The 11820-nt window shown below is 63.7% G+C and carries 15 protein-coding genes; 9 read left to right on the forward strand and 6 right to left on the reverse strand.

Annotated features, from left to right (window positions below; all coding sequences use genetic code 11):
• Positions 1-13: 13 nt before the first annotated feature.
• Entirely contained in the window at positions 14-709 is a 696-nt protein-coding gene (locus U5A52_RS09250) for an alpha/beta hydrolase (RefSeq protein ID WP_321908409.1), read from the reverse strand.
• A gap of 172 nt (positions 710-881) precedes the next feature.
• Between U5A52_RS09250 and U5A52_RS09255 the strand changes: the two genes are divergently transcribed.
• The gene (locus U5A52_RS09255) at positions 882-1514 is read left to right on the forward strand and encodes a CGNR zinc finger domain-containing protein (protein ID WP_321908407.1); all 633 of its coding nucleotides are present in this window, start codon (positions 882-884) and stop codon (positions 1512-1514) included.
• A gap of 74 nt (positions 1515-1588) precedes the next feature.
• Here the strand turns inward: U5A52_RS09255 and U5A52_RS09260 are convergent, their stop codons facing one another.
• The gene (locus U5A52_RS09260) at positions 1589-2248 is read right to left on the reverse strand and encodes a glutathione S-transferase family protein (protein WP_321908404.1); all 660 of its coding nucleotides are present in this window, start codon (positions 2246-2248) and stop codon (positions 1589-1591) included.
• A gap of 176 nt (positions 2249-2424) precedes the next feature.
• Between U5A52_RS09260 and U5A52_RS09265 the strand changes: the two genes are divergently transcribed.
• A complete protein-coding gene (locus U5A52_RS09265) occupies positions 2425-3048 on the forward strand; it encodes a glutathione S-transferase (RefSeq protein WP_321934569.1) in 624 nt (207 codons plus the stop codon).
• A gap of 33 nt (positions 3049-3081) precedes the next feature.
• On the opposite strand, the gene U5A52_RS09270 is transcribed toward U5A52_RS09265, so the two are convergent.
• Positions 3082-4326 (reverse strand): NADH:flavin oxidoreductase/NADH oxidase family protein, encoded by a 1245-nt coding sequence (locus U5A52_RS09270; RefSeq protein ID WP_321934570.1) that lies wholly within the window; start codon positions 4324-4326, stop codon positions 3082-3084.
• Positions 4327-4539: 213 nt separating this feature from the next.
• On the opposite strand from U5A52_RS09270, the gene U5A52_RS09275 reads away from it, so the two are divergent.
• The 3 genes from U5A52_RS09275 to U5A52_RS09285 all read left to right on the forward strand — a co-directional run bounded on the left by U5A52_RS09275 (position 4540) and on the right by U5A52_RS09285 (position 7314).
• Positions 4540-5445, forward strand: coding sequence for an acetoacetate decarboxylase (locus U5A52_RS09275; RefSeq protein WP_321934571.1), 906 nt, complete (start codon positions 4540-4542; stop codon positions 5443-5445).
• A 61-nt stretch (positions 5446-5506) separates the two neighbouring features.
• Positions 5507-6751: a saccharopine dehydrogenase family protein gene (locus tag U5A52_RS09280; RefSeq protein WP_321934802.1), complete on the forward strand. Its 1245-nt coding sequence runs from the start codon at positions 5507-5509 to the stop codon at positions 6749-6751.
• Positions 6752-6831: 80 nt separating this feature from the next.
• Entirely contained in the window at positions 6832-7314 is a 483-nt protein-coding gene (locus tag U5A52_RS09285; RefSeq protein ID WP_321934572.1) for a MerR family transcriptional regulator, read from the forward strand.
• Positions 7315-7347: 33 nt separating this feature from the next.
• On the opposite strand, the gene U5A52_RS09290 is transcribed toward U5A52_RS09285, so the two are convergent.
• Positions 7348-8031, reverse strand: a complete 684-nt coding sequence (locus U5A52_RS09290) for a type 1 glutamine amidotransferase domain-containing protein (protein WP_321908394.1) — start codon at positions 8029-8031, stop codon at positions 7348-7350.
• A 135-nt stretch (positions 8032-8166) separates the two neighbouring features.
• Complete coding sequence (locus tag U5A52_RS09295) at positions 8167-8394, reverse strand: helix-turn-helix domain-containing protein (protein WP_321934573.1); 228 nt, start codon at positions 8392-8394, stop codon at positions 8167-8169.
• On the opposite strand from U5A52_RS09295, the gene U5A52_RS09300 reads away from it, so the two are divergent.
• Both U5A52_RS09300 and U5A52_RS09305 read left to right on the forward strand, forming a co-directional pair.
• Complete coding sequence (locus U5A52_RS09300) at positions 8324-8539, forward strand: DUF3820 family protein (protein ID WP_158761255.1); 216 nt, start codon at positions 8324-8326, stop codon at positions 8537-8539. The two genes, U5A52_RS09295 and U5A52_RS09300, sit on opposite strands and share 71 nt — an antisense overlap.
• Positions 8540-8597: 58 nt before the next feature.
• Positions 8598-9008: a VOC family protein gene (locus tag U5A52_RS09305; RefSeq protein ID WP_321934574.1), complete on the forward strand. Its 411-nt coding sequence runs from the start codon at positions 8598-8600 to the stop codon at positions 9006-9008.
• On the opposite strand, the gene U5A52_RS09310 is transcribed toward U5A52_RS09305, so the two are convergent.
• Positions 9005-10288, reverse strand: a complete 1284-nt coding sequence (locus U5A52_RS09310) for an adenylosuccinate synthase (RefSeq protein ID WP_321934575.1) — start codon at positions 10286-10288, stop codon at positions 9005-9007. The genes U5A52_RS09305 and U5A52_RS09310 overlap by 4 nt on opposite strands.
• 143 nt (positions 10289-10431) lie before the next feature.
• On the opposite strand from U5A52_RS09310, the gene gcvA reads away from it, so the two are divergent.
• Both gcvA and U5A52_RS09320 read left to right on the forward strand, forming a co-directional pair.
• The gene (gcvA, locus tag U5A52_RS09315; protein WP_321934576.1) at positions 10432-11325 is read left to right on the forward strand and encodes a transcriptional regulator GcvA; all 894 of its coding nucleotides are present in this window, start codon (positions 10432-10434) and stop codon (positions 11323-11325) included.
• 114 nt (positions 11326-11439) lie between these two features.
• Entirely contained in the window at positions 11440-11751 is a 312-nt protein-coding gene (locus tag U5A52_RS09320; RefSeq protein WP_321908381.1) for a winged helix-turn-helix transcriptional regulator, read from the forward strand.
• The last annotated feature ends 69 nt before the right edge of the window (positions 11752-11820 follow it).

Raw genomic sequence — 11820 nt, forward strand, 5'->3', positions numbered from 1 at the left:
ACAATCGCGCGGGTCAGCGCGAAGAGACGGACCGAACAGCTTCGGCAATGACTTGCACCACGGCGTCGGGCGCCGTGACGCTCGGCGTGTGGTCGACTTCGTGGGCGTGGATCTGGGCGTTCATGCGGCTTGCCATGAAGCGCTGCGTGCCGGGATCGATCATGCGGTCCTCGCCGGCGACGAGAAACCAGGCCGGGCGGTCTCTCCATCGCGGACGCGCCACCGCTTCGCCAATGCATGCCGCCGCAATGGGACGCTGGATTGCGGCGAGCGCCGCCGCCTCCTGCGGCGTGGCGTGTTGTGCGAACGCATTGGCGAACGCCTCGTGCGGCAGCCAGATCCAGCCGTGGCGGTCGGGCGCGAGTTGCGGCGCCTGCGGGTGCGTCTTGCCGCGATAGAACACGTCGGCCACGGTCTCGCCCTCGTCGGGCGCGAGCGCGGCCACGTACACCAGCGCCGCGACGTTCGCGGCGCGCGTCGCGCCGATTACGGCGCCCGCGTACGCATGACCGGCCAGCACGACCGGCCCGTCGACGCGTTCGAGCGTGCGCTCGAGCGCCGCCACGTCGTCACCGAGCGATGTGAGCGGAAGCGGCGCGGCCACCGCGTCGATGCCCTGACCGCTCAGCCGTTCGATCACCTTGCTCCAGCTCGACCCGTCCGCCCATGCGCCGTGCGCCAGCACCACCCTCGTATTGCCGTGAGACATGCCCTGCTCCCAGGAAAGTGACGCTGACCGCGACATCGATCGCGCTGCGCCGTCACCGTGAGTAACCATACAAACGACGTTTTAGAGGTTACTCATCGGTGATGTAACTTGTCAAGAACGATTTTGATGGTTACACTGAATGCACCCTGATTACCCTTTTTGCGGCAAGAACATGGACTACCGTCCAATCCCTGCGATATTCGTGGCCGACGCGCCCGGACTCGACTTCCTGAACTCGGTCGCGACACCGGTGGACGTGCCCTTCGACTGGATCGCCGACGGTGAAGGTTTGCTGTCGTGGCTCGAACAGGCGGGCATGGTCCCCGCATCGGCGCTCGCCGCCCTGCGCGCGCAGTTCACGGCCGCCGAGTTCGACACGGTTGCTGGCGAGGCGCGCGCCCTGCGCGAATGGTTCCGGGGCTTCGTGCGGGAAAGAAAAGGCCGGCCGCTAGCCGGCTCTGATCTGGGCGAACTTGCGCTGCTGAACGACCTGCTCGCGCGCGACGATCGCTACGGCGAGGTCGTTGCAGCCGGTCGCGAAGGCGCGGCGGCGTTCGAGTACCGCGTGAACCGGCGCTGGAAAACGCCGGAATCGCTGTTGATGCCGATTGCCGAAGCGCTGGCGCAACTGGTGTGCGAGCAAGACTTCACGCACGTGAAAGCGTGCGAAGGGCCGAAATGCACGCTGCTCTTCGCCGACCACACGCGCGGCCACGCGCGCCGCTGGTGCAGCATGGCGATCTGCGGGAATCGGGCGAAAGTTGCCGCGCACCGCAAACGGCTTAAGGAGCGCGAAAGCGCCTGAGGCGTTGGTGCGGGCAGGCTTGTCTCTCTGTACTTTTTCTTCGCGCAGTCATTCGGATACCTTACCGAATCACGTCAGTCGCGATCCGGTGCGCCGAGCGGAAAGAGCGGGCGGTATGGCCGCGCCTCGTTCACGGCACGCGCGTACGAAGGCCGCGCGAGCAGGCGCTCGCGATAGGCGCGCAGCACGGGATACGCCGGGGCGATGCGATGCGTCCAGTCCGCGTAGAAAAGCGACGAAGACGCGGCGCAATCCGCCATCGTGTAGTCCTCGCCCGCCGCCCAGGTTTTGCCCGCGAGATGGCCTTCGAGCCATGCATAAGCAAGTTCGAGCTTTTCGGCCGCAAAGGCCCGCCCTTCGTCGCGCCTCGCCGGGTCGCCGGTCAACGCGCCGTCCACGGCGCGTTGCACGGGCGTCATGACATGCAAGTCGAAAAAGCGGTCGAGAAAGCGCACGTCGAGCGCGGCCATGGGATCGGCGGGCAGCAGGCGTACCGGCCCGGGATGCTCGAGCTGCAGGTATTCGATGATGATGCTTGTTTCCGCAACGTTGCGCTCGCCGTCCACGAGCACCGGAAACTTGCGCAGCGGCCAGCGTTGCAGCCACTGCGCCGTATGTTCGGGCGAATCCGGACCGATGCCGCGAAATTCGAACGGTGTGTTGTTCTCGTACAGCGCGACGAGCACTTTCTGCGTGTACGAGGAAAACGGGTGACCATATAGCGCGAGCGACATCGTCGAGTCTCCTGATTCGAGCGGGGGGCAAGTCGTTGAACCATGCGCCGGTTGCGTGCGGATTGCAAGCGCGGCCAGGCACTGCAGCGGCGCGTGTTCGGGCAACTGTACATGGCGCCGGCCCGACGCGTGACGTATCGTGCACGCGTGCGGTTTCCCTTCCCGGCCCTCTCGATATGCTCAACATCCTTGGCAAGGCATCGTCCATCAACGTTCGCAAGGTGCTCTGGACCTGTGTCGAATTGAACCTTCCCTTCGAGCGGGAGGATTGGGGCGCGGGCTTTCGCTCGACACATGAGCCCGAGTTCCTCGCATTGAATCCCAATGCGCTCGTGCCGGTCATCAAGGACGGCGATTTCGTTCTGTGGGAGTCGAACACCATCATCCGCTATCTGGCGTCGCGCTATGGCGGCGCGCATCTCTATCCTGCCGATGCCGTGATGCGTGCGCGCGTCGATCAATGGATCGACTGGCAGGCGACCGATCTGAACCGCTCGTGGAGCTATGCATTTCTCGGTCTGGTCCGAGCGTCGCCCGCTCACCAGGCGACGAACGACATTGCCCTTTCGGTCGACACCTGGACCCGCCACATGCGCATTCTCGACGCGCGGCTGCAGGCAACCGGCGCGTTCGTTGCCGGCTCGCAATTTTCGCTTGCGGATATTCCCGTTGGGTTGTCGGTGAACCGCTGGTTCGGCACGCCGTTCGAGCATCCCCGTTTGCCCGCCGTTTCCGCGTATTTCGAGCGGCTCACCGAACGCCCCGGGTTTGCGTTGCATTGCGCGAACGGGGTGCCGTGAGGAACGGCGCGCGGGTTTGCCTATCAGGCGCCGCTATCCGACGCTGACGTTCAGGCGCTGCGTCATCCAGCGCCGGTATTTGCGGGTGCGCGCCACGTCCGCCAGTTGTTGCACGATCAGCGCTCGCAACGGCGACACTGTCGGATCAGGCGTCTTTCCCCGGCTCAATCTGCGCAACTGAAACTTGACTGCAGCCATGTTGGCCAGCGAGGCCAGCGGTTTGTTCTTCCATGTGATTGGCGCAAGCGCCGGCGCGTTGTCTTTGCCGGCACGCCAGTCGCGGGGCAAACCCGGATCGATCGCCAGGGCGGTGCCAATACCGACCATGTCCACCCCGCTCGCAATGACCTGTTCGGCAACGGTGCGGCGGCGAATGCCGCCCGTGACCATCACGGGCATCTTCGCGATCGTCCGGATATCGCGGGCGAATTCCACGAAATAGGCTTCGCGGGCCAGGGTGCGCCCATCGCGAGCATCGCCTTGCATGGCCGGGGCTTCATAGCTGCCCCCGGACAGTTCCACCAGGCCGACTGTGAGATCGTTGAGCAACGTCACGACGTGCCGGGCATCATCGGCACTGAAACCCCCGCGCTGGAAATCGGCGGAGTTCAGCTTGACGGCCACGGCGAACCGCGGGGAAACCACCGCACGAACGGCTTTGACGATCTCCAGCAACAGGCGAGCCCGGTTCTCGAGCGAACCGCCCCATTGATCCGTTCGCAGGTTAGTGAGCGGGGAAAGAAACTGGCTTAGCAAATAGCCGTGCGCCGCGTGGATCTCGACGCCCGTGAAGCCAGCCAGCTCGCCCAGCCGCGCCGTGCGCGCAAAGCGCTGGATCACGTCTTCAATCACTTCGCTCGTCATCGCGTGGGGCGTATTGAAGTGCTTCGACATCTTGCCCAGCGCCAGCGGGACAGCCGAAGGCGCCCATGTCTGCTGGCCAAGATTGGCCCGCATCTGCCGTCCCGGATGATTGATCTGCAGCCAGAATTGCGCGCCCTTCGAACGGCCGATCTGCGCCCAACGCCGGAATGCTTCGAGGTGCTTGTCATTCTCGAGCACGACCCCGCCCGGTCCGGTCATGGCGCGGCTGTCGACCATCACGTTGCCGGTAATGAGCAACCCGGCGCCGCCTTGCGCCCACGCCTGATACAGACGCATCAGTTGCCCGGACGGGGCGTGGTCGGCGTCAGCCATGTTTTCTTCCATGGCGGCCTTGGCGATGCGGTTCCGGATCATGGACCCGTTGGGCAATGGCAGCTTGTCGAACACGTTCATCGGTTCACCTCGTTGGATCGAGGTTCGACTTTAAGGTTGAAGTCAACTTTAATGTCAACCCCTTTCGCGAGGTGAACAAGGGCAGCCCGGACTAGCCGCATCTGGACGCTTGACCTTCAAGTTGAGTTTAACCTTAAAGTGCTGGCTGAAGTCCTGCATATCGCGCTGCATGCCGGCGCGTGCCAGGTTAAACATCGGGAAAGGTCAGCGAACATGGAAAGGCGCTACACACAGGTCGAATTTGGACTGCATAAGGTCGAGGTGCCGGCAGGCGGCTACTACGACCGCTTCCGGATGAACCCGAACCTCGACGAAGTGGCGCGGGACCCTGCTGCGGGCAATATCGACTATTTCCGCAGGATTCCAAAGCAACTGGTTAACTCGCGAGTGGGTCCGACGTGGGCGCCTAACTTCTACTATCGCACGCACAATGTCCAGGTGCTCTTTCTCGCTCCCTTGTCCCGGCTGCGAGCGATGTTGCCGACCCCGCTGGAGCCGCTTCGGGCATTCCCGGGCTTCGGGCTAGTCGCGCTGACTTTCTTTGCGTATGCCGTTTGCGATAACGACCCCTACGACGAAGTTTCCGTTGCGATCGTGATTCGTCGGCCTGGCGCGAGCGGGTCCCATGCGCTGGAACTGCTCGACTCCATGCGGCGTCGAAGTTTCTTCGCACATGTGCTGGCACTGCCCGTGAGCACGGAAATCGCGCGGGTGCGTGGCGTGTACGGCTATCAGTTGCCCAAATGGCGCGCGCAGATCGATGTGAGCATCGGCGCCGATGTCAGGGCGCGTATTGCCGGCCCGGGTGGCGCGCCGGACCTGACCTTGAATGCGCCGCTTCCGGCCTTGCGCGATGTCGTGTCTCAATCCCATATGGGGACGACGACCATGGTCAACCGGGTCGATGGACAATGGCATCAGGCCACGGTGCAGACCAATACGCTATCGTTCGCTCAACGCCTTTTCCCGCGCAACGTCACCCTGTTGCGCGGTGGCGGTCCACTGAGCCAGTTGCTCGACGGACTGGGCGTCTCAACCATCATTCGTATGGACGTGGTCAAGGACGCGCAGGTCGTTCTGAATTTGCCAACGCCGCTAAAGGTCTTCGATTGTGCGTGAACGTGAGCAGGGAGGCGCGCATTCCACCGCCGCTAACACGCAGCCACACAAGGAAACGCCTATGACCGCTCCAGCCTGTGACATTGTCGTGTTTGGGGCCACTAGCTTCGTTGGTCAAATCCTGACGCGATACCTCGCCGAACACCTTGCACAGCAGCATGAAACTTTGCGCTGGGCCATTGCGGGCCGATCACAAGCGAAGCTCGACGACCTCAGGCGCTCGCTGGGCGCGGCGGGGCAATCCCTGCCCGTCATCATCGCGGACGCCGCCAGCGAAACCCAGTTGCGAGCGCTGTGCGCGCAAACCAGGGTGGTCGTGTCCACCGTCGGCCCCTATGCGCTTTATGGCGAACCGCTAATCAAGGTTTGTGCGGAAAGCGGCACCGATTATTGCGACCTCACTGGCGAGACCCCGTGGATCAAAACAATGATAGAGAAGTACGAACCGGTGGCACAGAAGACGGGGGCGCGCATCGTGCATTGCTGCGGCTTCGACTCGGTTCCCTCGGACATGGGCGTGTGGTTTCTGCAGCAACACGCGATGCGCCAATTCGGTGTGCCAGCCACGCATGTCAAGATGCGCGTCAGAACCCTCAAGGGCGGCGCGTCGGGCGGCACGGTCGCTAGCGTGATCAACGTGGTCCAGGAGGCGGCTGCCGATCGGTCCTTGCGCAAGGCACTGATGAATCCCTATGTGCTCTGCCCGGAAGATCACGGCTTCAACGCGCGCCAGCATTTCATCAGGTCCGCTCAGTTCGATTCCGCGTTCGATGCGTGGATCGCGCCCTTCGTAATGGCGGCCGTGAACGAGCGCGTCGTTCACCGCTCGAATGCGCTGTCCGGCAAGGCCTATGGCACTCAGTTCACCTATGACGAAGCCGTCTTGACGGGGCCGGGCCTGAAGGGACGCCTGAGCGCCCTGGCCGTCGTGGCAGGGCTCGGGGCGTTCATGGCGGGCATCGTCATCGGCCCGGTTCGCAGCTTGATGCAACGCTTTCTATTGCCCAAACCGGGTGAAGGTCCAAGCCCCGAGGCTCAACGGGCGGGTCGCTACGATTTGCGGTTTTTCGGCCGAACCGACGAAGGGCAAGTCGTGCGCGTGAAAGTGACCGGAGATCGCGATCCGGGTTACGGCTCGACCGGCAAGATGCTGGGGCAGGCGGCGATCAGCCTCGCGCGCGATCTCGTCGAGGAAGGCGCCAAGGCCGGACGACCCGGCGGATTCTGGACGCCGGCCACGGTATTCGACGCACGCTTCATCGAGCGTCTGACTCGCTATGCGGGTTTGCGCTTCGAGCCGATATGACGTGTGACGAGGGTTGAAGCGATTCGGGCGAAGCGTTAAGTTGACGGTCAGGTTCGGTCTGACCGGGGAGTGTCGGAAACATGAAAATCGGTGAACTTGCGCAGCGCACGGGACTTGCGGCTTCGCGTATTCGCTTCTACGAGGGTCTCGGCCTGCTGAAGCCCGAGCGTGAGCCGAACGGCTATCGGACGTATTCAACTCAAGCCGTGCTGGTGCTCGATCTGATTGCGTCGGCACAGCAAGCCGGTTTCAGTCTGGACGAGATTCGCACGCTGCTACCGCCCGACCTGACGCAGTGGAAGCACGGCTCGCTCGTCGAAACGCTGCGCGGCAAGGTGCAGGATATCGAAGCACTGGAAATGCGGCTCGCGCAGAGCAAGGCGCATCTCGTCGCGCTTCTGGCGGAAATCGAAACGAAACCGCACGACATGGATTGCACCGCCAATGCGAAGCGGGTGTTGTCGCGGATGCGCTCGGGGGAGGTGAAAGCGCCGGCTCTGCAGGCCGCGGATGTCACAACGCTTCGCAAAGCGAAGCGTCGCGGGCCGGTCAAGGACCGCTAGCACGCGTGCCGCTTGGCCTGCCCTTGCCGAGCCTCACAGTAACGAAGCGACCCGCTCGGCTGTCGCCTTCGCCGACTGCGGGTTTTGCCCGGTCACCAGCCGGCCATCGGCAACGACCTTCGAGACGAACGGCAGCAGGGCTTTTTCGTAGCGCGCGCCGCGCCGCTTCATCTCTTCTTCGGCGTTGTAGGGTACTTTTTTCGCGACGCCCGCCAGCACTTCTTCTGCCCATGAATAACCGGTAACCCGGCGCTGCGCCACGAGGCGTGTGCCGTCGGAGAGCGTTGTATTGAGCAGTCCGCAGTAACCGTGGCAGACGGACGAAACGACCCCGCCGCGTTCGTAGATATCGCGGGTGATGCGCTGCAGGCCGGCGTCGTCGGGAAAGTCCCACATGACGGCGTGGCCGCCCGTGAAATAGATCGCGTCGAAGTCTGCCGCGTCGATCTGGTCGGGGCGCGCCGTGGTCGCCAGAAGTGCCTGGCGGTCCTTATCGCTTAGCCACGCTTTCACCGACGCATCGGCCAGCGGCCATTTGAGCGAGCGCGGCTCCAGCGGCGAGAGGCCGCCCTTCGGACTCACAAGACGTTGGTCATACCCTTTCCCGGCGAAGACGTGCCATGCATGCGTCAGCTCGGATAGCCAGAGGCCGGTCGGTTCGGCCTGGTCGGCATAGCTGGCGACGTTGCTGACAACATGCAGTACGCGTTTGGTCATGCTCACCACTCCCTTTCGCTTTGCCACCGGAACCTGGCGCCGATGCGTTGCACGTCACGGTGGGCAGTCACAACCATAACGTTCAAGTGAAGTTGAAGGTCAAGGTCTTTCGACACTTCGAGCTGAGCGACACGGTTATTCGCTGACGCGGAAATACTCGCTTGGCACCACCCCAAGCTGCGTTTTGAACATCGAGGTGAATGCGCCAGGGCTGTCGTATCCCATACTGAGCGCGACATCCAGAATGCTCTGACCGGTCGCGAGCCGCTCCCAGACCGTGCACAATACGCCCATGCAAGCCCCAGACCTCGAACGCCTCGTCACCCTCGCCATGCCCTTCGGCAAATACAAAGGCCGGCTCATCGCCGACCTGCCCGGGCATTACCTCAACTGGTTCGCCCGAGAAGGCTTTCCGCCGGGCGAGATCGGCCGGCTGCTCGCGCTGATGCACGAGTTGGACCATAACGGCCTGAAGGGATTGCTCGAGCCGCTGCGCAAACGCGCCTAGCGCCAATCCGGCGCCCGGCGCACAATGCGCTGGCGAATCTCTTGCGAGGCAGCGCAACATGGCCAGATTCCAGCCCGATGGATGGCATACCGTCACGCCGCGAATCGTCGTGCGGGACGCGGAAAACCTGATCGCGTTCATCAAGACGGTGTTTCTGGCGCAGGGCGAATTCCGCCACGGGCTGCCTGCCGAAATCAGGATCGGCGATTCCGTCGTGATGGTCAGCGGATCAGACGGCCTGCGCGATCCAATGCCGGCATTCCTGTATGTCTACGTCGAGGATACCGACTCGACGTACCAGCGGGCGATGGCGGCACATGCGATCTCGCTCGAGCCGCCAACCGACCTGCCATACGGCGACCGGCGCGCGATGGTTAGAGATCCGTGGGGAAACACCTGGCAGATCGCCACACATCAGCGCGACCTCAGCGCCGCCGAGATCCAATCAAGGTTGGCCAACGAAGGTTAGGCGAACGGCGCTTGCAGGACAATGGCGTCGTCGCGTTCAGGGCCGGTGGTGACCATCGCCACGGGAACGCCCACTTCGTTGTGGATCGCCTCGATCAGCGCCGCTGCCTGCGGTGGCAGATCGCCATATGCGCGCACGCCCCGGGTCGACCCCGCCCAGCCATCGAAACGCCTGAGGACCGGCTGAAGGCGCTGCTGCTCGGCGTTCGTGGACGGCATATAGTCGATGCGCACCCCGTCGAGCATATAGCCCACGCAGAGCTGCACCGACTCGAAGCCATCGAGCACATCGAGCTTGGTCAGCGCCAACTGGTTGATGCCCGCGACTTTGCAGCTCTGCCGCAGCTGCACGGTGTCCAGCCAACCGCAGCGGCGCGGGCGGCCGGTGTTGACGCCGTACTCGCCGCCGCGCTGCCGGAGTTCGTCACCGAGCGCTCCGTCCAGCTCCGACGTGAACGGACCTTCGCCAACCCGCGTTGCATAGACCTTGCTGACGCCCAGCACGCGCCCCAGGTGCGCCGGGGCAATGCCGGCGCCACTGGCCGCGCCGGCGGCAATCGTGCTCGACGATGTGACGTACGGGTAGCTGCCCCAATCCACGTCCAGCATGACCGCCTGCGAGCCTTCGAATACCACGTGCTTGCCCGACGAATGAGCGCGATCCAGTTGCTCCCACACACGACCCACGAACGGCAGGATGCGCGGCGCCATGGCAAGCAGGTTGCTCAACATCGGCTCGAGCGGGAACGGCTCCTGGCCCGAACCGCGAAGCCACGCGTTGTGGTGCTCGAGCAAGACGGCGAGTTTCCGGGCCAGCAGTTCCGGTTCGGCAAGATCGCACACGCGCAGGCCGCGGCGGCCAACCTTGTCTTCGTAGGCCGGCCCAATGCCGCGCAGCGTGGTGCCCAGCGGCTTCGCGCGCAGGCGTTCCTGGGCGGCGTCGATGGCGCGGTGCACCGGCAGGACCAGCGTGGCCGTTTCGGCGATTTGAAGCACCTCAGGCGTTACGCGAATGCCCAACGCCGCCATCCGGTCGATCTCTGCGAAAAGCGCTTCGGGGTCGAGCGCAACGCCGTTGCCGATCAGGCCGAGCTTGCCGCGCACCACGCCGCTCGGGAGCAGCGCGAGCTTGTAGGTTTGGCCATCCACCACCAGCGTGTGCCCGGCGTTGTGCCCACCGTTGTAACGAACGACGATGTCCGCCTTCTCCGCGAGCCAATCCACGATCCGGCCCTTTCCCTCGTCGCCCCACTGCGCGCCGACCACGACGACATTCGACATGCGATATTTCCCCTGGTGAGTAAATCGAACAGATCCGCAACCGGAGCTACTGCCAAGGGGATCAATATAGGGCTCCGTCGCTGCCACGAAAAGCGATGTAAACTCACGGAACTTGTCAGGAAAAGTCACATAGGATCTGGGTTATGTCCCGCCGTTTGCCGCCGTTGAACGCCTTGCGCGTATTCGAAGCCGCCGCTCGCGCGGAAAGTTTTTCGGCGGCAGCCGAGGAGCTTTGTGTCACGCACGGGGCCGTTAGCCGGCAAGTGCGGCAACTGGAGGACTGGCTCGGACTCGACCTGTTCGAGCGTCGCGGCCGAAGAGTCGTTTTGACAGCGTCGGGGCGCGCTTACCTGGCCGAGGTATCGGCGGCGCTCGATCGCATTGCGCTCGCGACCAGTGAGCAGCTTCGAGCCACACGGGCGCAGATCGTGAGGGTCAATGCGCCCACGACCTTCGCGCTGCGCTGGCTCTTGCCGCAGCTTTCCGGCTTCCAGCTGACCAATCCGGCGGTCGAGGTGCGGCTGACCACGTCGGATGAGCCGATCGAAAAGCTCGGCGACGAATGCGATGTGGCGATTCGCGGCAGCGAACAGAAGGCGGCCGGGTATGCGGTCAAGGAGTTCTTGTCGGAAGTCCGGCTGCCGGTTTGCTCACCCAAGGTGCTGGAAATGCACCCGATACACGATGTCCCGGACCTCGCGCACCACACCCTGCTCCACACGGCGACCTATCCCGGCCTTTGGGCGGAGTGGCTTGCGGCAAGCGGCAATCCCGGGCTTGCGCCTCGCCATTCCCAGCAACTGGATCACTTCTACTTGACCCTGCAGGCCGCCATCGACGGTCTGGGTATTGCAATGGGTCCTACCGCGCTCGTCGCGCTCGACGTCAAAGAGGGCCGCCTCGTGTTTCCGTTCGACGGCCCCGCCCTGCCCGCATGGCGCTACTGCAGCTATGTCCGCGAGGCGCGGCTCGATGACCCGGCCATCCATACCTTTCTCGCGTGGTTGCGCGAACTCGGACAGCGCTTTCCGGCGTAGACAGATGGGGGCATCGCTTGCTTGACAGCTCCAATTCGATGCTTTAAAAAGTAAAGCATGAAAATTCCACGACCAGGACAACCCGTTCGCGGCTCGACAACCGGACGGCCGATCATGGTCGTGCTGGACCTGCTCGGGCGGCGGACCGCACTGCGGATACTGTGGGAACTTCGCGGCGAAGCGTTGACGTTCCGCGCGCTCCAGGAAGCCTGCGACACCAATGCCCGCCTGCTCAATACACGGCTCGCGGAATTGAGAGCGTCGGGTCTCGTCGAGCACGGCGAGGGGGGTTATCAAATGACGGCCGAAGGCAGGAAACTCCGGGCCGCATTGCAGCCGCTGCAAGTCTGGGCGCGCGAGTGGGCCGAGCGCGACCCGCAGGGGTTTGAAGCAGCAGATCGCGATCACTGCGGCCGCGAGGCTTAATTCATCAGGTTTCCGAACGATTCACGCACTAGGCTGCGCAAGCCTGCACCACAGGCAAGCCACGTTCCG

The organism is Paraburkholderia sp. J8-2 (assembly GCF_905220195.1).
GTDB lineage: Bacteria > Pseudomonadota > Gammaproteobacteria > Burkholderiales > Burkholderiaceae > Paraburkholderia.

What these genes read in the sequence shown, in the direction of transcription:
- U5A52_RS09250 (WP_321908409.1), bottom strand. Translation starts at nt 709, where the DNA reads ATGTCTCACGGCAATACGAGGGTGGTGCTGGCGCACGGCGCATGGGCG.
- U5A52_RS09255 (WP_321908407.1), top strand. Translation starts at nt 882, where the DNA reads ATGGACTACCGTCCAATCCCTGCGATATTCGTGGCCGACGCGCCCGGA.
- U5A52_RS09260 (WP_321908404.1), bottom strand. Translation starts at nt 2,248, where the DNA reads ATGTCGCTCGCGCTATATGGTCACCCGTTTTCCTCGTACACGCAGAAA.
- U5A52_RS09265 (WP_321934569.1), top strand. Translation starts at nt 2,425, where the DNA reads ATGCTCAACATCCTTGGCAAGGCATCGTCCATCAACGTTCGCAAGGTG.
- U5A52_RS09270 (WP_321934570.1), bottom strand. Translation starts at nt 4,326, where the DNA reads ATGAACGTGTTCGACAAGCTGCCATTGCCCAACGGGTCCATGATCCGG.
- U5A52_RS09275 (WP_321934571.1), top strand. Translation starts at nt 4,540, where the DNA reads ATGGAAAGGCGCTACACACAGGTCGAATTTGGACTGCATAAGGTCGAG.
- U5A52_RS09280 (WP_321934802.1), top strand. Translation starts at nt 5,507, where the DNA reads ATGACCGCTCCAGCCTGTGACATTGTCGTGTTTGGGGCCACTAGCTTC.
- U5A52_RS09285 (WP_321934572.1), top strand. Translation starts at nt 6,832, where the DNA reads ATGAAAATCGGTGAACTTGCGCAGCGCACGGGACTTGCGGCTTCGCGT.
- U5A52_RS09290 (WP_321908394.1), bottom strand. Translation starts at nt 8,031, where the DNA reads ATGACCAAACGCGTACTGCATGTTGTCAGCAACGTCGCCAGCTATGCC.
- U5A52_RS09300 (WP_158761255.1), top strand. Translation starts at nt 8,324, where the DNA reads ATGCAAGCCCCAGACCTCGAACGCCTCGTCACCCTCGCCATGCCCTTC.
- U5A52_RS09295 (WP_321934573.1), bottom strand. Translation starts at nt 8,394, where the DNA reads ATGAGCCGGCCTTTGTATTTGCCGAAGGGCATGGCGAGGGTGACGAGG.
- U5A52_RS09305 (WP_321934574.1), top strand. Translation starts at nt 8,598, where the DNA reads ATGGCCAGATTCCAGCCCGATGGATGGCATACCGTCACGCCGCGAATC.
- U5A52_RS09310 (WP_321934575.1), bottom strand. Translation starts at nt 10,288, where the DNA reads ATGTCGAATGTCGTCGTGGTCGGCGCGCAGTGGGGCGACGAGGGAAAG.
- gcvA (WP_321934576.1), top strand. Translation starts at nt 10,432, where the DNA reads ATGTCCCGCCGTTTGCCGCCGTTGAACGCCTTGCGCGTATTCGAAGCC.
- U5A52_RS09320 (WP_321908381.1), top strand. Translation starts at nt 11,440, where the DNA reads ATGGTCGTGCTGGACCTGCTCGGGCGGCGGACCGCACTGCGGATACTG.